Genomic DNA, 21264 nt, shown 5'->3' with positions numbered 1-21264 from the left:
CCCTTCGCCGTGTCCGGTTCTGTGCGGGGTTCTCTACAGGGTGGCGGCCGCCGACTTGATGGCGGACGCGAAGGTGGACACCTCGGTGTAGACGCCGGGGTAGCCGGCCCGGGCGCAGCCGTAGCCCCAGCTGACGATGCCGACCTGGGTCCAGGCGCCGGCGTTGTCCTTGCGGAACATGGGTCCGCCGGAGTCGCCCTGGCAGGTGTCGACGCCGCCCTCGTTGTAGCCGGCGCAGATCTCCTCGTTCGCGACGAGTTCGTCGTACGCCTGCCCGCAGGCCGCGTCGGAGACGAACGGGACCTGGGCCTTGAGCAGGTAGCGCTGCTGTGCGCCGCCCTCACGGGCCGCGCCCCATCCGGCGACGGTGAAGGTGCCGCTGTTGTACGCGGTGGTCTCGGCGATCTTCAGCGTGGGCAGGTCGATGGGCTGGGCGAGCTTGATCAGGGCCCAGTCCTTGCCCGTGCCGTTGTAGCCGGGGGCCTGCAGGACCTTGGTGGAGCGGACCTTGATGGCGCTCGAGCTCCGGAGGTCCACGACGCCGGCGGTGGCCGTGATGCTGGTGTTGTTGCCGGAGCCGCTGACGCAGTGGGCCGCGGTGAGCACGATGTCCTTGGCGTAGAGGGCGCCTCCGCAGCCCATGGAGAGCCGGACCATGAACGGGAACTCACCTTGTGCCGCGCGGGTGCCGCCGACCACGGGCGGGGCGGCGGCGGAGGCGGAGGTGGGCTGGAGGCTGACGGCGGCGAGGATGACGGCACCGGCGGCGACACATCTCTTGAGCGCGCTAAGAAGCTTCAACTGAGTGCCTCTCGTGGGGGGTTGAGGGGATAGCCCGGCCGGGCACAGCTGTTCGGCACCGCTGGGTGATACATCTGGGTGGCCCATTGGTGACATGTGCTCGACAAGACGCTGTCCGGAGTATGAGACCCGGGTAGCGGACACCACAAGAAGCGCCTTTCAGCCAGTCCCCGCCGGCCGCGAGCCCCGCCCCGCCCCCTTGGCGCCGTAGAGTTGAAGCCTGCTCGGGCGGGCGGCCGGGCGCAGCGGACCCGGAGCCGCGCGGGACGCGGAAGCCGTACAGGAGGCATGGGGGTACGGGAGTGGGCAACGGCAGCGAGGTCGTGCACGGCTTCCCGCACCTGGACACCGTGCGGTCGGCGATCACCGCGCTGTACCGGCGACTCTCCCCCGAGAGCGTCCTCTCCTATGCGCCCAGCGTGCTGCCCGCCGACGTGGCCTTCGGCGACAGTGACGACCTGCATCTGGGGGCGCAGCGCGTCGCACGTGCCCTCGTGCACCATCTGCGGCTGCCGGACGCCCGGGTGATCGTCGGCTTCCGGGAGATGGAGCACGCTGCGAGCGTCGAACTGACCGCCGGACCCGAGTACTTCATCGAACTGAACGACCGGTTCCGTACCCATCGCCGGGACATCGGCGCCGCCCTCGCGCACGAGATCACCCATGTTCTGCTGCACCGGCTGGATCTGTCGTTCCCGGGCACCCGCGACAACGAGATCCTCACCGACACCGTGACCACGTACCTGGGCGCCGGCTGGCTGCTGCTGGACGCCTTCCGCGAGGACGCCGTCTCCAGCCAGAAGCTCGGCTACCTCACCCCTGAGGAGTTCGGCTACGTCCTCGCCGGGCGGGCGATGGCCTTCGACGAGGACCCGCGGACCTGGTTCACCAGCCCGCAGGCGTACCACGCGTACACCCGTGGCCGCGCGCAGGCGCTGCTCGAGGCGCAGCAGCCCCCGCTGACCACGGCCGGCCGGCTGGGCAGGCTCCGCTACGCGAAGGACCGCCGGCACGCCAGGGACCATCCGGGCGCTGCGGCGTCCGGACCGTTCGCGTACGCCTTCGAGCACGGGCCGGAAGGGCTCCGGGTGTCCTTCCCGTGCACCACCTGCCACCAGCGCATCCGGGTGCCGGTGCGCGGGCGGGTGCGGGCCCGCTGCGGCCTGTGCCGGACCGTTCTCGAATGCGACACCTGACCCTGCTTCCGTAGGGTCGGACCATGACGAACCAACCGGCGGCTCAGGAACCGGCCGCAGCGGCGCGGGAACTGTTCGAGGCGTTCTACAACAGCGACGACGACGCCGTGGTGCGGTTGCTGCGGGCGGGCACGGACCCTCAGAGCACCGACGAGGACGGCAGGACCGCCCTGTATCTGGCGGCGACGAGCAACGAGGCGGGCATCGTACGGCTGCTGCTCGCCGCCGGCGCCGATCCCGACCGCGCCTGCGGCCCGGAGGACGGCGACCTGCCGCTGTGCGGGGCCGCGGTCTGGGGGCACACCGAGGCCGTGCGGGCGCTGCTCGCCGCCGGCGCCGCCCCGGACCGCCGTGAGCTGCTGGGCTTCACCCCGATGATCTGGGCGGTCGGTCAGGGACGCACCGAGACGGTGGAGGCGCTGCTGGAGTACGGCGCCGACCCCGACCTGCCCGGCCCGGCCGGCGAGGCGCCGCTGGTGCTCGCCGCCCGCCGCGGCTCACCCTCGACGGTGCGGGCCCTGCTGCGGCACGGCGCCGGCGCGCGGGCCGAGACGCTGGAGGAGGCCTTGGAGGAGGCCCGCCGGTGGATGACGCTCGACGTGGAGGAGGAACTGCGCCGGGGGCTGCTCGCGTACGAGCCCGGGGCCGAGACGGTGTCACGGCGCGTCGAGGAGGACGGCGGGGCGACGGTCGTGGTCGAGGTGCTGCACGACGGAAAGCCGACGGCGGGCAACGAGCAGCAGACCGGCCACGGGGCGATCGCCACGCTCCTCGAGGAGCGGCTCGGCCTGCGCACCCCGTACGCCGCCCTGGCGGAACGCGCCCTGCTCCACGGCAGCCCGGAGCGGGACGAGTGGATCGAGGCGGTGACGGCGCTGTGGCGACGCGGCGACGAGGAGACCTTTCTGGAGGCCGCCGCCTGGTGCGCGGGCGACGACGTCCTGCGGCAGACGTTCGCCGCCGACGTGCTGGGCCGGCTCGGCTTCACCGCGGGGCCGGACGGGCAGGTCGTGCGGCCGTTCGCCGCGCGGGCCCTGCCGATGCTGCGCGAACTGTCCCGGGAGGCGACGGATCCCGAGCTGCTCCAGGCGGTGCTCCTCGGGCTCGGCCACCACGGCGATCCGGCCGCCCTCCCCGAGATGCTGCGTCACGCGGACAACCCGAACGCCGCGGTGCGCCTTCGGGTGGCGCTGGCGCTCGTCGGGCTGGTGCCCGGGGACCACGCGGAGGCGGTACGGACGCTGATCACGCTCACGAAGGACGAGCAGGCGCCGGTACGGGACTGGGCGACGACGGCACTGGCGGGCGTCGACGCCGACACGCCCGAGATCCGCGACGCGCTCGCCGCCCGGGCCGAGGACCCCGACCCGGAGACGGTGGCCGAGGCCGCCAGGGGCCTGGCGATGCGCCAGGACCCGCGGGCCGAGGACGTACTGGTGCGGCTGCTCGCGGACGAGGACCCCGACGGCTATGCCCACGACACGGCGGCGAACGCGGTACGCCACCTGCGGGACGAACGGCTCAGGCGCCGTCTCGAGGGGACCCTGCCGCGCCGCCCCTGACAACTCCCTGCCTGCCGGTGCGCCGGGCGGCAGGGCGTCGAGGGTCTGCCCGGTGCGCACATCAGCGGAGTAGGAGCCTGCCGGGCGCACGCTCCTCGAAGACCTGCACGATCCAGTCGAAGACGGTCGGCCCCTGCCCCGCCCGTACCCGCGCCAGGTGTTCCAGCACCTCTGCCCGGTCGGCGGGAGGGACGCGCTGGGCCCGCAGCCCCAGCTGCCGCACGGTCTCCTCCCGGCCGAGTGCCCGCCGGGAGAGTTCGTGATCGTGCCATTCGAAGACGAAGTCACCGTCGGCCGGGGTGCCGAAGCCGCCGCTCAGACAGTCGGCGAGGGCGTCGAGGTTGCGGCCGAAGTAGCCGCCCGGACCGTTGACGGCTTCGCCGACCGCTTTGAAGAAGCTGTCCAGGCCGGTGACCTCCGCCCCTTCGATCACATAGGTCGTCGTCATGGGGCGGAGGCTACCGGCAGGGCCGGACGGCGGGCCGGATTCAGCAGCCGTGGTCGACGAGGTCGAACGACTCGTAGTGGTCGGCGGTGTAGTAGTCCTCCTGGTGCGCGTCACCGGTGACGATGCGGCGCGCGCCACGGGTCGGTGAGCCCGGGGTGACGACCGTGTACTCGTGGTAGTAGCCCGTCGAGTGCGACGGCAGGATGCCCTCGCGGTTCTGGAAGACGGTGCCGTCCTGCTCGTAGGGGAACGGTCCGCCCTGCTCGATCAGGTCGAGCGTGTCGTGGGCCTGGCTCGGCAGCGCGGAGTAGCAGATGTCACCGACAGCGAGCGCCCCGGCGGGGGCGGCCGTGGCGGTATGCCCACCGATCAGGAGAGCCGGGACAAGGGCGGCGATGCCACCGAGGGTGGCGATTCGTGGGGGGATTCGCATACGTCGATTGATGCGCGTAGACCTTGACGGGTCAACGTCAACTCCCCTGAATTCTCCGGACGTTCACCGAAGTCGGGAACTGTGACCGCCGATCTTCACACGCTCTCCGCCCGCCCCTCGGTTCTCCTGCCGGGCACCGTACGGCCTCCGTCCCGCCCTCGCGCCACGCCGCGGACCGGTCCACCGCGAGAGGGCTCAGCCGGGATCATCCAGGAGAGCCGGAAAAAATCTGGACGGCGATGTCGAGAACCCGTGACCGGCTCCGTCCCCGCAGTGAACGCGACCACAATGGGCCGCACAGCACCGAGGAGAACACGATGGCCAAGTACCTGCTTCTCAAGCACTACCGCGGCGCCCCGGCGGCGGTCAACGACGTGCCCATGGACCGGTGGACGCCGGAGGAGATCTCGGCCCACATGCAGTACATGCAGGACTTCGCGGACCGGCTCGAGAAGACCGGCGAGTTCGTCGACGGTCAGGCGCTCGCCCCCGAGGGGACGTGGGTCCGGTACGACGGCGAGGGCCGCCCGCCGGTCACCGACGGCCCGTTCGCCGAGACCAAGGACCTCATCGCCGGCTGGATGGTGATCGACGTCGACAGCTACGAGCGCGCCGTCGAGCTGGCCGGGGAGCTGTCGGCCGCCCCTGGGGCGGGCGGGAAGCCGATCCACGAGTGGCTCGAGCTGCGCCCGTTCTACGGCGTGTCGCCCACCATCACGGAGTGACCTCCGACATGAACGAGGTCCTGCTCCGGAGCCTCACGCCGAGCGTGCTCGGGATCCTCGTCCGCCGCGGAGCCGACTTCGCGGCGGCCGAGGACGCCGTTCAGGACGCGCTGGTCGAGGCGGTCCGCGTCTGGCCGGCCGACCCGCCGCGGGATGCGAAGGGCTGGCTGGTCACCGTGGCCTGGCGCAAGTTCCTCGACGCGACCCGGGCGGACACCGCCCGCCGCCGGCGTGAGGACCTCCTCGACGAGGAGCCCGCCCCCGGGTCCGCGCCCGCGGTGGACGACACGCTCCAGCTCTACTTCCTGTGCGCCCACCCGTCGCTGACGCCGTCGTCCGCGGTCGCGCTCACACTGCGCGCCGTGGGCGGGCTGACCACCCGCCAGATCGCCCAGGCCTATCTGGTGCCCGAGGCGACCATGGCGCAGCGCATCAGCCGGGCCAAGCGCACCGTCTCCGGCGTGCGGTTCGACCGGCCCGGCGACGTCGCCACCGTGCTGCGCGTCCTCTACCTGGTCTTCAACGAGGGCTACTCCGGCGACGTCGACCTCGCCGCCGAGGCCATCCGGCTCACCCGGCAGCTCGCGGCCCAGGTCGACCACCCCGAGGTGGCGGGGCTGCTCGCCCTCATGATGCTCCACCACGCCCGGCGGGCCGCCCGGACCGCGCCCGACGGCAGCCTGGTGCCGCTCGCGGAGCAGGACCGCGGCCGGTGGGACACGAAAGTGATCGCCGAGGGCGTCGGGATCCTTCAGGCGGCCCTCGCCCGCGACCGGCTGGGCGAGTTCCAGGCCCAGGCCGCCATCGCGGCACTCCACGCCGACGCGCCGACCGCCGAGGAGACCGACTGGGTGCAGATCGTCGAGTGGTACGACGAGCTCGCGCGCCTGACCGACAGCCCGGTCGTCCGGCTCAACCGCGCGGTGGCCGTCGGCGAGGCCGACGGACCGCGCGCCGGCCTGGCGGCGCTCGCGGCGCTGGACGGCTCCCTGCCCCGTCACGCGGCGGTGGCGGCGTACCTCCACGAGCGCGACGGGGACCTGGAGACGGCGGCGCGGCTCTACGCCGAGGCGGCCCGGAAGGCACCCAACCTCGCCGAGCGCGACCACCTGACGCGCCGGGCCGCCCGGCTCAACGCCCGCCGGAGTCGCTGACGGGCCGCGCTGGGATCTGCCCGCGGCACGTGGCGCGGCCCCGTGGCGACAGCGGCCCCCTCAAACGGGGCCCTGTGCGCCGGGGTGCCGCGTCAGCCCGCGGCGCCCCTGCCGCCACGCCTCGCACGTCCACGCCCCGCGGCCGAGTTCCGCGACGCCTCGACCGCGCCGGACGCACCCGACGCACGGGACGCCTGGGCGCCCCCACGAGAGCCACGGGATCCGGCGCGAGCCGCCCGCGGTGCCTCCGCCGCACCCGTTCCCTCACCGCGCCGGCGCGCAGGACGTCGCCGTCCGGTGGAGGAGGGGGCGGTCACGACCGGCTGCGGGACCTCGATGGTCACGGCCACGCCGGACGGCTCGCGGGCTCCCGTGAGCCGGCTGAGTTCCTCGTCGCTCGACTTCACCCGTGCCGTGCGCGGGCTGATGCCCGCGTTCGCCATCAGGCGGGTCATCTCGCGGCGCTGCTCCGGCAGGACGAGCGTCACGACGCTGCCGGACTCGCCGGCCCGCGCGGTGCGGCCGCCGCGGTGCAGATAGTCCTTGTGGTCGACGGGCGGGTCGACGTTCACGACCAGGTCCAGGTCGTCGACGTGGATGCCGCGGGCCGCGACGTTCGTCGCGACGAGCGCGGTGACCTGGCCGTTCTTGAACTGGTCCAGGGTGCGGTTACGCTGCGGCTGCGAGCGCCCGCCGTGCAGGGCGGCTGCCCGCACACCGCTGGCCAGCAGCCGCTTCGCGAACCGGTCGGCGGTCCGCTTGGTGTCCACGAAGAGGATCACCCGGCCGTCGCGGGCGGCGATGCGCGTGGCGACGGCCTTCTTGTCGGTCTCGTCCAGCACGTGCAGGACGTGGTGCTCCATCGTGGTGACTGCACCGGCAGACGGGTCGACGGAGTGCACCACCGGATCGGTGAGGAACATCCGCACGAGCCGGTCGATGTTCTTGTCGAGCGTCGCGGAGAAGAGCATCCGCTGCCCGTCCGGCTCGACCTGCTTCAGCAGCGCGGTGACCTGCGGCATGAAGCCCATGTCGGCCATCTGGTCGGCCTCGTCGAGGACCGTGATCGCGACGTCGCCGAGGGAGCAGTCACCGCGCTCTATGAGGTCCTTGAGGCGTCCGGGCGTGGCCACGAGCACCTCTGCGCCGCGGCGCAGCGCCCCGGCCTGCTTGGTGATGGACATGCCGCCGACGACGGTGGCGATCCGCAGCTGGGTCGAGGTGGCGTACGGGGCGAGGGCGTCGGTGACCTGCTGCGCGAGCTCGCGGGTCGGCACGAGGACGAGCGCGAGGGGCGCCCGTGCCTCGGCCCGGCGGCCGGCCGTACGGGCGAGCAGCGCGAGGCCGAAGGCGAGGGTCTTGCCGGAGCCGGTGCGGCCACGGCCGAGGATGTCCCGGCCCGCGAGGGAGTTCGGGAGGGTGGCGCCCTGGATCGGGAAGGGCTCGGTGACGCCCTGGGCCGCAAGGGTCTTCAGCAGGGCGGCGGGCATGTCCAGCTCGTCGAACGCCGTGACGGCGGGCAGCGCGGGGGTGACGGATTCCGGCAGGGTGAATTCCTGCGGGGGCGCCGCGCTGCGGGCGCTCGCCTTACCGGAGCCGGATCCCCTGCCGGTGCCGGTCCCCTTGCCGGGACGGACCGCGGAGCCGGGGCGGTTTCCGGCGCCGGATTCGGCCGGGCGCCTGCGGGCCGGCCGGGCGGACCTGGCGGCGGAGCGGTCCGGTCGTTCGGAGCGGTTCATGCGGAGTGTGCCTTCCTGGGCCTGTGGACAGCAAGAGCCGGGGCCCGCACCGACGAAGGTGCGGGCCCCGGCTGCAGGAGCTGCGAGATACGCGCTCGGCAATCAGGCCGGGAGGATGTTCTCCGCCTGCGGGCCCTTCTGGCCCTGCGTGACGTCGAACGTCACCTTCTGGCCTTCCTGGAGCTCGCGGAAGCCCGAGGTGGCGATGTTGGAGTAGTGGGCGAAGACGTCGGCGCCGCCGCCGTCCTGCTCAATAAAGCCGAAGCCCTTTTCCGAGTTGAACCACTTCACGGTTCCAGTAGCCATGTCATTCTCCTAAAACAGGGGCAAGCCGAAAATCCACACCTCGTGAATTTCCCGTCGCTGCATTGACCCCCATCCGGAAAAGCCGGAAACAATAATGTGCGCCTGAGGAAGCATTCCCGTCAGGCGCACACAAAGTTCATGGGTACCAAAACTGCAACTACGCCACCGTAGCACGCCAAGGCCCGAAAGTCGTGGATCAGACACGCCGGATGATCGTCACGTGCCCCTGACCACTGCCTTCGTGCCCGGTCCGCAGGCCGCAGCGGGCGCCGGTCCGGTCCGGCATCGCGGCGCGGCTTGATCATGATCTCCGCCCCGGTTGCGCCGAGCGGGTCACCCGGCGCGACGGCTCCTCCGTCGACGCTCACCCCGGCCGGTCCCCCGCACCGGGCGCGCCGGCGTACGCCCGCTTCGCCGAGGCATGCCTCGGCCATGACACCAACTCCTCCCCGGTCGCGTCGCGTTACGTTCGCAGCGCGATCCCGTCCAGGACCATCGACAGGTACTGGCGGGCGATCTCCTCGGGGCTGTGCAGGCAGCCGGGCCGGTACCAGGAGGCGGCGACCCATACCGTGTCGCGGACGAAACGGTAGGTGAGCCGGACGTCGAGGTCGGCGCGGAAGGCCTGTTCCGCGACGCCGCGCTCGAGCGTGCCGAGCCAGGCCTTCTCGAACGTGACCTGCGAGTCGGCGAGGTACCGGAAGCGCGGCTGGACGGCGAGGTGCCGGGACTCCTTCTGGTGGATGGCGACGGCGTCGTGGTGCCGGTCGATCTCCCTGAACGACTCGGTGACGAGCGCCTCGCTCGTCTCGCGCGGGCCTAGCCCCGCGGCGAGGACGGAGTCGTAGCCGGCCGAGGTCTTCGCCGCCCAGGGCTACAACGCCACCACCGTCCGCAAGATCGCCGACGCCGCCGGGATGCTGAGCCTGCTGCTGACGGAGCCCACTTCCACCGGTCAGGTACGGGGTACTGGCGCCTTAAGGGCTGGCGGGCCTCAGCGGCGCCGCCGGGTGCGGACCGGCCCGCCCGGGCCCCAGTGCCGTACGACCAACTCGTCACCCTCGACGGACGTCCGCACCACCTCGGTCAGCTCGGCCCTGAACAGGTGGTACGGCTCCGGCGGCTTCACGTCCTCGGTGAAACGGGCCTTCTCCGCCGGCTCGGTGACCTCGAGCGCGCGCCCCGAGATCCTCACGTCGCCACCGTCCATCGAGTCGTCCACGCCCGGGTTCGAGTGCAGCGCGAACCGCGGATCGCGGAGCAGGTCCTGCGCCTTGCGGGAGCCGTGCATCATGCCGAGCCACAGCTCACCGAAGCGGAACGTGACCTCCAGACCCGTCAGCCGCGGCGAACCGTCCTTGCGGAGGGTCGCCAGCACGTGATGCCGGTACTTCTCGAAGCGGTGCTGTACGGATTCGGCGAACTCGGGCTCCGCCGTCACGAAGGCGGTCCAGCTGGATTGCGTCATGACCTCATCGAACACCGGAAAGCAGTCATCTTCTGTCTGATTTTCCGGGTGTCCGCTCAGAGTGGCCGGCGCGGGCCCTCACCGGACGATGCCCTGGGCGCGGGCGGCTGCCAGCCACTGCGGGAACTCGGCCACCAGCCGGTCGTACAGCTCCGCGTCCGGGACCTGCCGCGGATCGAGCCCCGCGTGGAAGAAACCCGCGTTGTCGACAGGGCGCTTGGCGGGGACCGCGAGCTCGTCGAGCTTGCGCAGGAAGTCGAACTGCGAGCTTCGCTTGTTGCCGAAGCCGACGAACTGCCAGAACAGCGGGAGCTTCGCGGCCTTGCAGAGATAGCGCTCCGCGGCGAGCTTGTTGATGGGCCCGCCGTCCGTCTGGAAGACGACGAGCGCCGGGTCGGTCGAGCCGCTGTCCATGTAGTGGTCGATGACGGCGTCCATGGCCAGGTGATAGCTGGTCTTCCCCATGTGCCCGAGACCGGCGACGATCTCGTCTATCCGGCCGTGGTGGTTCTCCAGGGCGATGTCGGTGACCGCGTCGACGTCAGTGGAGAAGAACACGACGGGCACGGTGCCGTCGTCGTCGAGATGCGCCGACAGCCCGAGAACCCGGTCCGCGAGGGCCTGGACGCTGCCGTCCTTGTAGTAGTCCTTCATCGACCCCGAATAGTCGACGACGAGATAGACGGCGGCGCGTTGCCCATGCATGCCGTGCTTCTGGAGGGAGACACCCGCGGTCTTGTAGAGACTGACGAGCGCGGGGGCGCGCTGCTCGAGCTTCTGGAGGCTGACGGGCATGCGGGCTCCGTTCGTCGACTGCGGACGCCCTGACAATATCCGCCCCTACGGGGCCAGTTCCCCTACCCGCCCCTTCCCGTAACCGGGGCAGTCCCCCGGCCCTCGTACGGCCTTCGGCCGTGCCCTCAAGCGCCGGGCGGGCTGGATGCCGCGCAGCGGCATTTCCAGCCTCGCCGGCGTTTGAGGCGCGGGGATCCGGGGGCGGAGCCCCCGGTTTCGGGAAGGGGCGGGGAGGGGAACGGCCCGCCGCAGGCGCGACCGCCCCCGCACACACCACGGCGCCTGCCATGGTCCGGTCGGGGACAGGCAGGCGCCGTGTTCAGTTCCGTACGCCGTTGTACGGGACGTTTCTGTGGGGGCGGACCGTCAGCGCACGGTCCGCGGGCCGGACCGGCCGGGCCGGCAGCCCGGTCGGACCGTCAGACCGTCAGCGCACGGTCCGTCGGCCGGATCGGCGCCGGCAGCGCACTCGCACCCGTCAGGTAGCGGTCCACGCCGCGCGCCGCCGAGCGGCCCTCGGCGATCGCCCACACGATCAGCGACTGGCCGCGGCCGGCGTCGCCCGCGACGAAGACGCCGTCGACGTTCGTCGCGAAGTCCGCGTCACGCGCCACGTTGCCGCGCTCGTCGAGGTCGAGGCCGAACTGCTCGACCATGCCGTTGGACCGGTCGATGCCGGTGAAGCCCATCGCCAGGGTGACCAGCTGCGCCGGGATACGGCGCTCGGTGCCGGGCTTCTGCTCCAGCTTGCCGTCCTTGAACTCCACCTCCACGAGGTGCAGTGCCTGGACGTTGCCGTCCTCGTCGCCCTCGAAGTGGGTGGTGGAGACGGAGTAGACCCGCTCGCCGCCCTCCTCGTGCGCGGAGGTGACCTTGTAGAGCATCGGGAAGGTCGGCCACGGCTGGTTGGCGTTCCGCTCCTCGCCCGGGCGGGGCATGATCTCCAGCTGGGTGACGGACGCCGCGCCCTGCCGGTGGGCGGTGCCCACGCAGTCCGCGCCGGTGTCGCCGCCGCCGATGACGACGACGTGCTTGCCCTCCGCGGTGATGGGGGGCGCCACGAAGTCGCCCTCCTGCACCTTGTTGGCGAGCGGCAGGTACTCCATGGCGAAGTGGATGCCGTTCAGCTCCCGGCCCGGGACGGGCAGGTCGCGCGAGACGGTGGCGCCGGCAGCGACGACGACCGCGTCGTAGCGGCGGCGCAGGGCGTCGGCCGGCATGTCCTTGCCGATCTCGACCTCGGTGCGGAACTTGGTGCCTTCCGCGCGCATCTGCTCGATGCGGCGGTTGATGTGCACCTTCTCCATCTTGAACTCGGGGATGCCGTAGCGCAGGAGTCCGCCGATGCGGTCGGCGCGCTCGTACACGACGACCGTGTGGCCCGCCCGGGTCAGCTGCTGCGCGGCGGCGAGACCGGCCGGGCCGGAGCCGATGACGGCGACGGTCTTGCCGGAGAGGCGCTCCGGCGGCTGCGGGGTGACGTCGCCGGAGTCCCATGCCTTGTCGATGATGGAGACTTCGACGTTCTTGATGGTGACTGCGGGCTGGTTGATGCCGAGCACGCACGCCGCTTCGCAGGGCGCCGGGCACAGACGGCCGGTGAACTCCGGGAAGTTGTTGGTGGCGTGCAGCCGCTCGGAGGCGGCGCCCCAGTCCTCGCGGTAGGCGTAGTCGTTCCACTCGGGGATGAGGTTCCCGAGCGGGCAGCCGTTGTGACAGAACGGGATGCCGCAGTCCATGCAGCGGCCGGCCTGCTTGCTGATGATCGGCAGCAGGGAACCGGGGACGTAGACCTCGTTCCAGTCCTTGACGCGTTCCTCGACGGGACGGGTCTTGGCGACCTCGCGCCCGGTGGTCAGGAAGCCCTTGGGGTCAGCCATTGGTCGCCGCCTCCATCATCTTCTCGGTGGTCTCCTGCTCGGAGAGACCGGCGAGCTCAGCGGCGTCCTTGGCGGCGAGCACTGCCTTGTACGTGGTCGGGATGATCTTGCTGAAGCGGTCCACGTTCACGGACCAGTCGGCGAGAAGCTTCTCGGCGACGGTCGAGCCGGTCTCCTCGAAGTGGCGGCGCACGACATCGTGCAGCCACTGCTTGTCGGTCTCGTCCAGGGCTTCGATCGCGCCGAGGTTGCCGGAGTTGACGTTGTCCCTGTCGAGGTCGATCACGTAGGCGATGCCACCGGACATGCCGGCCGCGAAGTTGCGGCCCGTCTCGCCGAGGACGACCGCGTGTCCGCCGGTCATGTACTCGCAGCCGTGGTCGCCCACGCCTTCGGAGACCACCAGCGCACCGGAGTTGCGGACGCAGAAGCGCTCGCCGGTCCGGCCGCGCAGGAACAGCTCGCCGCCGGTGGCGCCGTAGGCGATGGTGTTGCCGGCGATGGTCGAGTACTCGGCCAGGTGGTCGGCGCCCCGGTCGGGGCGGACGATCACACGGCCGCCGGAGAGGCCCTTGCCGACGTAGTCGTTGGCGTCGCCCTCGAGACGGAGCGTGATGCCTCGCGGCACGAACGCGCCGAAGGACTGGCCGGCGGAGCCGGTGAAGGTGATGTCGATGGTGTCGTCGGGCAGGCCCGCGCCGCCGAACTTCTTCGTCACCTCGTGGCCGAGCATGGTGCCCACGGTCCGGTTGATGTTCCGGATGGCGACCTGGCCGCGGACCGGCTGGGCGTCCTCGGCGGTGGCGGCGTTCAGCGCCTCCGCGGCGAGCTCGATGAGCTCGTTGTCGAGGGCCTTCTCCAGTCCGTGGTCCTGCTCGGTGACCTGGTGGCGCACCGCGCCGTCGGGCAGTTCGGGCACGTGGAACAGCGGCGCGAGGTCGAGGCCCTGTGCCTTCCAGTGGTCGACGGCCCGGTCGGTGTCGAGCAGTTCGGCGTGGCCGACGGCCTCCTCGATGCTGCGGAAGCCCAGCTCGGCGAGGATCTCGCGGACCTCTTGTGCGATGAACTCGAAGAAGTTGACGACGAATTCGGCCTTGCCGGAGAACCGCTCGCGCAGGACCGGGTTCTGGGTGGCGATGCCGACCGGGCAGGTGTCCAGGTGGCAGACGCGCATCATGACGCAGCCGGAGACGACGAGCGGCGCGGTCGCGAAACCGAACTCCTCGGCGCCGAGCAGCGCGGCGATGACGACGTCGCGACCGGTCTTGAGCTGGCCGTCGGTCTGGACGACGATCCGGTCGCGCAGGCCGTTGAGCAGCAGGGTCTGCTGGGTCTCGGCGAGACCGAGCTCCCAGGGGCCGCCCGCGTGCTTCAGGGAGGTCAGCGGGGAGGCGCCCGTGCCGCCGTCGTGGCCGGAGATCAGGACGACGTCCGCGTGGGCCTTGGAGACACCGGCGGCGACCGTGCCGACGCCGACCTCGGAGACCAGCTTCACATGGATGCGGGCGGCCGGGTTGGCGTTCTTGAGGTCGTGGATCAGCTGAGCCAGGTCCTCGATGGAGTAGATGTCGTGGTGCGGCGGCGGGGAGATCAGACCCACGCCGGGGGTGGAGTGCCGGGTCTTGGCCACCCACGGGTAGACCTTGTGGCCGGGCAGCTGGCCGCCTTCGCCGGGCTTGGCACCCTGGGCCATCTTGATCTGGATGTCGTCGGCGTTGACCAGGTACTCGCTCGTCACGCCGAAGCGGCCGGAGGCGACCTGCTTGATCGAAGAACGCCGCTCCGGGTCGTACAGGCGCTCCGGGTCCTCGCCGCCCTCACCGGTGTTGGACTTGCCGCCCAGCTGGTTCATGGCGATGGCGAGGGTCTCGTGCGCCTCCTTGGAGATGGAGCCGTACGACATGGCGCCGGTGGAGAAGCGCTTGACGATCTCGGAGACGGGCTCGACCTCGTCGATGGAGACCGGCTCACGTCCCGAGGAACCGTCGGCGGTCTTCAGGGCGAACAGGCCGCGCAGCGTCATCAGCCGCTCGGACTGCTCGTTCACGCGGTCCGTGTACTTCTTGAAGATGTCGTAGCGCTTGTTGCGCGTGGCGTGCTGCAGGCGGAAGACCGTCTCCGGGTCGAAGAGGTGCGGCTCGCCCTCGCGGCGCCACTGGTACTCGCCGCCGATGTCCAGGGCACGGTGCGTGGCGGCGATGCCGGAGGCCGGGTAGGCCTTGGCGTGCCGGGCGGCGACCTCCTTGGCGACGATGTCGAGTCCGGCGCCGCCGATCTTGGTGGCGGTGCCGTTGAAGTACTTGTCGACGAAGGCCTCGTCGAGACCGACGGCCTCGAAGACCTGCGCACCGCGGTAGGAGGCGACCGTTGAGATGCCCATCTTGGACATGACCTTGAGGACACCCTTGCCAAGGGCGTAGATCAGGTTCCGGATGGCCTGCTCGGGCTCGAGGCCCTCGATGAAGGTGCCTGCGCGGACGAGGTCCTCGACGGACTCCATCGCGAGGTACGGGTTGACCGCGGCGGCGCCGTAGCCGATGAGCAGGGCGACGTGGTGGACCTCGCGGACGTCCCCGGCCTCGACCAGCAGGCCCACCTGGGTGCGCTGCTTGGTGCGGATGAGGTGGTGGTGGACGGCGGAGGTGAGCAGCAGCGACGGGATGGGCGCGTGCTCGGCGTCCGAGTGCCGGTCGGAGAGGACGACCAGGCGGGCGCCGTCCTCTATGGCCGCGTCGACCTCGCCGCAGATCGCCTCGATACGGGCGGCGAGCGCGTCGCCGCCGCCGGAGACCCGGTAGAGGCCGGCCAGGGTGGCCGCCTTCATGCCGGGCATGTCGCCGTCGGCGTTGATGTGGATGAGCTTGGCCAGCTCGTCGTTGTCGATCACCGGGAAGGGCAGCGTGACGCTGCGGCAGGACGCCGCGGTCGGCTCCAGCAGGTTGCCCTGGGGGCCGAGCGAGGAGTGCAGCGAGGTGACGAGTTCCTCGCGGATGGCGTCCAGCGGCGGGTTGGTGACCTGCGCGAACAGCTGGGTGAAGTAGTCGAAGAGCAGCCGCGGACGCTCCGAGAGGGCCGCGATCGGCGAGTCCGTGCCCATGGAGCCGAGCGGCTCGCCGCCGGTGCGGGCCATCGGCGCGAGGATGACGCGCAGCTCTTCCTCGGTGTAGCCGAAGGTCTGCTGGCGGCGGGTGACGGAGGCGTGGGTGTGGACGATGTGCTCGCGCTCGGGGAGGTCCTCGAGCTGGATCTCACCGGCCTCCAGCCACTCCTGGTAGGGGTGCTCTGCGGCGAGGGCGGACTTGATCTCGTCGTCCTCGATGATGCGGTGCTCGGCGGTGTCGACGAGGAACATCTTGCCGGGCTGCAGGCGGCCCTTGCGGACGACCTTGGCCGGGTCGATGTCGAGGACGCCGACCTCGGAGGAGAGGACGACGAGGCCGTCGTCGGTGACCCAGTAGCGGCCCGGGCGCAGACCGTTGCGGTCGAGGACCGCGCCGACCTGGACGCCGTCGGTGAAGGTCACGCAGGCGGGACCGTCCCAGGGCTCCATCATCGTGGAGTGGTACTGGTAGAAGGCGCGCCGGGCGGGGTCCATGGAGTCGTGGTTCTCCCACGCCTCGGGGACCATCATCAGCACCGAGTGCGGCAGCGAACGGCCGCCGAGGTGGAGCAGCTCCAGGACCTCGTCGAAGGAGGCGGAGTCGGAGGCGTCCGGCGTGCAGACGGGGAAGATCCGGTCGATCTTGCCGGCGCCGGAGTTGAACAGCTGGGACGCGAGCTGCGACTCACGGGCGCGCATCCAGTTGCGGTTGCCCTTGACCGTGTTGATCTCGCCGTTGTGCGCGACGAAGCGGTACGGGTGGGCCAGCGGCCAGCTCGGGAACGTGTTCGTGGAGAACCGCGAGTGGACGAGCGCGACGGCCGTGGCGAAGCGCCGGTCGGACAGGTCCGGGAAGAAGGGCTCCAGCTGGCCGGTGGTCAGCATGCCCTTGTAGACGATCGTGCGCGCGGACAGCGACGGGAAGTAGACGCCGGCCTCGCGCTCGGCGCGCTTGCGCAGCACGAACGCCTTGCGGTCCAGCGCGATGCCCTCGCTGCTGCCGTCGCCCACGAAGAGCTGACGGAAGGCGGGCATGGTGGCGCGGGCGCCGTTGCCGAGCAGGTCGGGGGTGACGGGGACCTCGCGCCAGCCGAGGACGGTGAGGCCCTCTTCGCCGGCGATCGTCTCGATCTTCGAGACGGCGGCCTCGTTGTCCTCCGCGTCGGCCGGGAGGAAGGCGATTCCGACGGCGTACGAGCCGGCCTGAGGCAGCTCGAACGCGGTGACCTCGCGCAGGAAGGCGTCCGGGACCTGGAGCAGGATGCCCGCGCCGTCGCCGGAGTCGGGCTCGGAGCCGGTGGCGCCGCGGTGCTCGAGGTTCCGCAGAACGGTCAGCGCCTGCTCGACCAGCTCATGGCTGGCAACACCGGTGAGGGTGGCCACGAACCCGACACCGCAGGCGTCGTGTTCGTTACGGGGGTCGTACATCCCCTGGGGGGCGGGGCGACCGTCCATGGGCGACCAGGCGTCGGAACGCATCGGCTCTCCCGTCGTCGTCGTGGCATGTGCAGTGCCGAGGGACGACGTTGGCCCTCCGCGAAATTTCGTGCAGGTTACATGATGGAGGGCTTCTCGAGAAGCGGATAGCTCATTCCAGCATGCGGACACCGCGCCTGGCGGTGAAGGTGGGTCACAACGGACAGATCGGCATCCGGAGGACTCTCGCAGAGCAGGCCTCATTGCCCACAGCGTTTTCGGCTAATGCCCGGGGATTGCGGATTCGAAACCACCGAGTAACGGCTACTTATGTCGTGCCATGCATAGTGTCTCACCCCTGGGCGCCTTCGCGGCAGGACGTACGTCACAGGGTGCGGGACGCGGGCCGGAAACGCGAACGCACCGGCTCTCCATGGGAGCCGGTGCGGTGACGAGGCCGAGCCGGTTGCGTCAGACGGCGGCCCCGATGAGCGTGCCGAGGCCGTACGTGAGCGCGGCGGCCGCGCCACCGAGGGCGAGCTGGCGCATGCCGCTGAACCACCAGCTGCGGGCCGTGACCTTCGCCACCAGCGCGCCGCACGCGAACAGGCCGACGAGCGCCAGCAGCACCGCGGGCCAGAGCGTGCTCGCGCCGAGGAGGTAGGGCAACACCGGCAGCATCGCTCCCAGCGCGAACGAACCGAACGAGGACACGGCGGCGACGAGCGGCGAGGGCAGGTCGTCCGGGTCGATGCCCAGCTCCTCGCGGGCGTGGATCTCGAGGGCCTGCTCGGGGTCCTTGGACAGCTGCATCGCCACTTCGCGGGCGAGAGCGGGCTGCACGCCGCGGGCCACGTACAGGGCGGCCAGCTCTTCCATCTCGTCGACGGGATGCTTGCGCAACTCCCGCCGTTCCACGTCCAGTTCGGCCTCGACCAGCTCGCGCTGGGACGCGACGGAGGTGTACTCGCCGGCCGCCATGGAGAAGGCGCCCGCGGCGAGTCCGGCAAGTCCCGCGATGACGACGGTCTGCTGGGAGACCGCGCCACCGGCGACACCGGTCATCAGCGCGAGGTTGGAGACCAGTCCGTCCATCGCACCGAACACCGCCGGACGCAGCCAACCACCGTTCACATCGCGGTGCGTGTGGTTGTCACGGTGCGCCTCGTGCAGCGTGGCTTCGGTCTCGATGATGGACACAGCTCTCCCCTTTCTCCGGCAGCGGCCCGGTCGGCCCCGCCCCCCTCGACGTCCTCGAAGATACGCCCGATGTAAGGGGCGTACCAGCAAGGCAGGCTTTACTTACCTGGCCGGGAGACTGGGCGAAGCGGGTGACAGAAACGTTCCTTCGACTCATTGCGGGCGGCTCGTGGCACAGATCGAGGAACAAGGCTCGCGCGCGCGAAGGGGACCTTCATGGAAGTGCTGGAAGCATCCGGCTCCGGTTCCACCGCCGCCCTGCTCGACCGGGCCCGCGGAGCACTCCTCGGCCTCGCGGTCGGCGACGCGCTCGGCGCCCCGGCCGAGAACCTGCGGCCCTCCGAGATCCGCCGCCGCTGGGGCCGCATCGAGGGTTTCGTGAGCGACGACCCGGCGGGCACCGACGACACCGAGTACGCCATCTTCTCCGGTCTGCTGCTCGCCCGCCACGGCTCCGCGCTGACCGTCGCCCATGTCGAGTCGGCGTGGCACGAGTGGATCGCGGACCTGGACGAAGGGCCGTTCCGCGGGGCGGGGTTCAGCGAGCGCGGCACCCTGGAGAACCTTCGCAGGGGCCTCGCGGCCCCTATCTCCGCCCAGCACCGGCACGCGTGGAGCGACGGTCTCGCAATGCGGGCCGCCCCCTTCGGCGTCTTCGCCGCCGGCCGCCCCTCGGAAGCGGCACGGCTGGTGGCCGTCGACGGGAGCGTCAGCCACGACGGCGAGGGCATCTACGGCGGCCGGGCGGTGGCGGCGGGTGTCGCGGCGGCCATGGGCGGCGCGGGCCCGGCGGGGGTGATCGGCGCGGCGCTGTCCGTCGTCCCCATGGACTCCTGGACGGCCCGCTCCATGCGGCGCGCGGTCGTCGCCGCCGGACGGACGTACCCCGACGCCCTCTCCATGGAACGGGCGGTCCGCTCGGCGGTCGTCATCGGCGGCTACCCGTGGACGGACCTGGCTCCCGAGGCGGTCGGCCTCGCCTTCGGCGCGTTCGCCGCGGCACGGGGCGACTTCCGTACGTCGGTGCTGACAGCGGTCAACATGGGCCGCGACGCCGACACCACAGCGGCGGTCGCCGGCGCGCTGGCGGGCTCGGTGTCCGGTTGCGCGGCGATCCCGGAGGAATGGGCGTCGGCCATCGGCCCGGTCCGCGGCAGCTGCCTCCCCTCCATGCGGGGCTATCACGTCCTGGACATCGCCGATCTGCTGACCCCGGACGACGGGGACGACCCGGCATGACACCCGGCCCGGACCCCGTCCCCGACCCCGCGACGGCCGGTCCTTCGTCCGCAGCCGCCGAAGCCACGAGCCCGCCGTGGAGCGCCACCGACCTGGTCCGCATCCACGACACCGCGAAGGCCGGTACGTCGCCCGCAGCCGAAGCTGCCGGCCGGACGGGGGGCACCACCGACCTGGTCCACGTCCACGGGACCGCGAAAACCGGTACGTCGCCCGCCACCGAAGCCACAAGCCCGACGTGGGACACCACCGACCTGGCCCGCATCCACGACACCGCGAAGGCCGGTACGTCGCCCGCAGCCGAAGTCGCCGGCCGGACGGGGCGCACCACCGACCTGGTCCACGTCCACGGCGCCGTGAAGGCCGGGCACCGGGACGCCGCCGAAAGCGCGAGCCGGATGCGCAGCACCGACGTGGTTCTCGTCCACGACACCGCGACCGGCCGCCCGCCGGCCGCGGCGGCCCACGTCTTCGCGACGGCACCCGCCCCTCACGCTCCGGCAGCCGCCCTCGGCATCCGGCCCTCGGGCGAGACGGGCCACACACGCGGCACCTCCCTCGGCACGCCGGCACCGAAGCACACACGGCCCGGCCGGCGCCGGGTCCGCAAGCCGGAGCACCCCACGCCGGACGGGCCACGACGGATCGAGGGCCTCCTACTGGGACTCGCCGCCGGGGACGCCGCCGGATGGCCGGCCGCACGGCACCGCGCTGCCCGGATGCCCGAGTGGACGCGGCGTCTGACCCGCGAGCTCGACACCTTCGCCGAGCAGAACGCCACGACCACCCTGCCCGTCCCCATCGCGCTCAACCAGCCACCTGAGCCCCTCCGGCTCGGCCCCTCCGACGACGCCGAGTGGGCGGCGTTCGCCGCCGGGACGGTGCTCACCGCCGCAGGGCAGCTCTTCCGCGGACTCGCCCCGGAGCGCCGCATGCGGGCCGCGATCGACGTCGCCTGGAACTCCCTCGCGGGCCAGGTCGCCGCGGCCGCCGAGCGCGCTCCCGAGGTCGAGTCCGCCGTGCTGCCGCTGCGCGCACGTATCTCCGTGCGTGCGGGGCTCGGCAACCTCGCCACCGGTCTGCGCCCTCCCGCCACCGGCCACGACAACCCGCACTACTTCGACGACGCCGCCTGTGTGCGGGCCGCCGTGCTCGCCGTCGTCCACCCGGGCGACCCGGCCGCCGCCGCCGTTCTGGCCGAGTTCGACGCCCGGTACACACAGGACGGCGACGGGGTCCACGGCGCCCGCGCCATGGCCGCCGCCGTCGCCGCCGCGCTCGGCGGCGCGGACGTGGACGCGGCCGTCGACGCGGCGCTCGCGCAACTCCCGGAGGCGACGGAGATCGGCCGCAACGCGCACCACGCGGTCGGGCTCGCCCGCGACGCGTCGGGCGCCTTCGAGCTGGTACCACTGCTCGAGCACCAGATCGTCGACCATGTCTACAGCTACGGCATCGCCGCCGCGGAGACCGTGCCGGTCGCGCTCGCCGTCGCCGTCGCCGCACGCGGCAAGGTCGCGGAGGCCGTGCCCGCGGCCGTCTGTCTCTCGCGCGTCGCCGACTCGGCGCCGGCCCTCGCGGGCGCGCTGACCGGGGCGCTCGGCGGCGGTACTTCCGTGCCCGCCACCTGGCGGGACGCATGCCGCACACTGGCCGGCTGCGCGCTGCCCCGTCTCGCGGGGACGGATCTCGTCGAGCTCGCCGCTCTGCTGGAAACGGCCCTCCGCCCGCCCGGAGGGCTGCCGCTGGGTGCCGCCCCGCCCACCGGGTAGCCGAAACCCCGGCGCGAGGTCCGCCGTTGC

16 protein-coding genes and 2 pseudogenes are annotated in these 21264 nt (G+C 71.8%); 7 read left to right on the top strand and 11 right to left on the bottom strand.

The features are described from left to right. Positions 1-33: 33 nt before the first annotated feature. Positions 34-801, bottom strand: coding sequence for a serine protease (locus ACIPJI_RS05420; protein WP_356624316.1), 768 nt, complete (start codon positions 799-801; stop codon positions 34-36). Between the two features lie 302 nt (positions 802-1103). On the opposite strand from ACIPJI_RS05420, the gene ACIPJI_RS05415 reads away from it, so the two are divergent. Then, the gene (locus ACIPJI_RS05415; RefSeq protein ID WP_307705840.1) at positions 1104-1997 is read left to right on the top strand and encodes a hypothetical protein; all 894 of its coding nucleotides are present in this window, start codon (positions 1104-1106) and stop codon (positions 1995-1997) included. A gap of 23 nt (positions 1998-2020) precedes the next feature. Continuing rightward, positions 2021-3559, top strand: a complete 1539-nt coding sequence (locus tag ACIPJI_RS05410; protein WP_402244570.1) for an ankyrin repeat domain-containing protein — start codon at positions 2021-2023, stop codon at positions 3557-3559. 61 nt (positions 3560-3620) lie between these two features. Here the strand turns inward: ACIPJI_RS05410 and ACIPJI_RS05405 are convergent, their stop codons facing one another. After that, positions 3621-4007 carry a barstar family protein gene (locus tag ACIPJI_RS05405; RefSeq protein WP_402244568.1) on the bottom strand — a complete coding sequence of 129 codons (387 nt, stop codon included), beginning with the start codon at positions 4005-4007 and terminating at the stop codon, positions 3621-3623. A 40-nt stretch (positions 4008-4047) separates the two neighbouring features. Beyond that, positions 4048-4440 (bottom strand): ribonuclease, encoded by a 393-nt coding sequence (locus ACIPJI_RS05400; protein ID WP_356624323.1) that lies wholly within the window; start codon positions 4438-4440, stop codon positions 4048-4050. 317 nt (positions 4441-4757) lie between these two features. Between ACIPJI_RS05400 and ACIPJI_RS05395 the strand changes: the two genes are divergently transcribed. After that, the gene (locus tag ACIPJI_RS05395; RefSeq protein ID WP_307705844.1) at positions 4758-5165 is read left to right on the top strand and encodes a YciI family protein; all 408 of its coding nucleotides are present in this window, start codon (positions 4758-4760) and stop codon (positions 5163-5165) included. 8 nt (positions 5166-5173) lie between these two features. Further along, the gene (locus ACIPJI_RS05390; protein WP_402244758.1) at positions 5174-6319 is read left to right on the top strand and encodes an RNA polymerase sigma factor; all 1146 of its coding nucleotides are present in this window, start codon (positions 5174-5176) and stop codon (positions 6317-6319) included. A gap of 92 nt (positions 6320-6411) precedes the next feature. On the opposite strand, the gene ACIPJI_RS05385 is transcribed toward ACIPJI_RS05390, so the two are convergent. The 3 genes and pseudogenes from ACIPJI_RS05385 to ACIPJI_RS05375 all read right to left on the bottom strand — a co-directional run. Continuing rightward, entirely contained in the window at positions 6412-8058 is a 1647-nt protein-coding gene (locus tag ACIPJI_RS05385) for a DEAD/DEAH box helicase (RefSeq protein WP_402244566.1), read from the bottom strand. Positions 8059-8160: 102 nt separating this feature from the next. Beyond that, positions 8161-8364, bottom strand: coding sequence for a cold-shock protein (locus ACIPJI_RS05380; RefSeq protein ID WP_005318814.1), 204 nt, complete (start codon positions 8362-8364; stop codon positions 8161-8163). Between the two features lie 463 nt (positions 8365-8827). Next, positions 8828-9214, bottom strand: a pseudogene (locus ACIPJI_RS05375) (TetR family transcriptional regulator); the annotation flags it as partial. A 1-nt stretch (position 9215) separates the two neighbouring features. Here ACIPJI_RS05375 and ACIPJI_RS05370 point away from each other — a divergent pair. Then, positions 9216-9290: pseudogene (locus ACIPJI_RS05370) on the top strand (TetR family transcriptional regulator); the annotation flags it as partial. A gap of 68 nt (positions 9291-9358) precedes the next feature. Here ACIPJI_RS05370 and ACIPJI_RS05365 read toward each other — a convergent pair. The 5 genes from ACIPJI_RS05365 to ACIPJI_RS05345 form a co-directional block, all read right to left on the bottom strand. Continuing rightward, the gene (locus ACIPJI_RS05365; RefSeq protein ID WP_356624327.1) at positions 9359-9832 is read right to left on the bottom strand and encodes a pyridoxamine 5'-phosphate oxidase family protein; all 474 of its coding nucleotides are present in this window, start codon (positions 9830-9832) and stop codon (positions 9359-9361) included. 78 nt (positions 9833-9910) lie between these two features. Beyond that, positions 9911-10627 carry a VWA domain-containing protein gene (locus ACIPJI_RS05360; RefSeq protein ID WP_307705847.1) on the bottom strand — a complete coding sequence of 239 codons (717 nt, stop codon included), beginning with the start codon at positions 10625-10627 and terminating at the stop codon, positions 9911-9913. 419 nt (positions 10628-11046) lie between these two features. Beyond that, positions 11047-12507: a glutamate synthase subunit beta gene (locus tag ACIPJI_RS05355; RefSeq protein ID WP_307705848.1), complete on the bottom strand. Its 1461-nt coding sequence runs from the start codon at positions 12505-12507 to the stop codon at positions 11047-11049. Beyond that, a complete protein-coding gene (gene gltB / locus ACIPJI_RS05350; RefSeq protein ID WP_356624331.1) occupies positions 12500-17086 on the bottom strand; it encodes a glutamate synthase large subunit in 4587 nt (1528 codons plus the stop codon). The genes ACIPJI_RS05355 and gltB overlap by 8 nt, the downstream gene beginning before the upstream one ends. Positions 17087-17494: 408 nt before the next feature. Next, positions 17495-18223 (bottom strand): VIT1/CCC1 transporter family protein, encoded by a 729-nt coding sequence (locus tag ACIPJI_RS05345; protein WP_402244561.1) that lies wholly within the window; start codon positions 18221-18223, stop codon positions 17495-17497. 216 nt (positions 18224-18439) lie between these two features. Here ACIPJI_RS05345 and ACIPJI_RS05340 point away from each other — a divergent pair, with 216 nt between their 5' ends. Both ACIPJI_RS05340 and ACIPJI_RS05335 read left to right on the top strand, forming a co-directional pair. Beyond that, entirely contained in the window at positions 18440-19462 is a 1023-nt protein-coding gene (locus ACIPJI_RS05340; RefSeq protein ID WP_307705851.1) for an ADP-ribosylglycohydrolase family protein, read from the top strand. Positions 19463-19860: 398 nt separating this feature from the next. Further along, the gene (locus tag ACIPJI_RS05335; RefSeq protein WP_402244756.1) at positions 19861-21234 is read left to right on the top strand and encodes an ADP-ribosylglycohydrolase family protein; all 1374 of its coding nucleotides are present in this window, start codon (positions 19861-19863) and stop codon (positions 21232-21234) included. The last annotated feature ends 30 nt before the right edge of the window (positions 21235-21264 follow it).

Origin of the sequence: Streptomyces sp. NPDC086835, from assembly GCF_044745705.1 — a bacterium.
Classification (GTDB): Bacteria; Actinomycetota; Actinomycetes; order Streptomycetales; family Streptomycetaceae; genus Streptomyces.
This window is presented reverse-complemented; position numbering and strand designations above follow the sequence as displayed.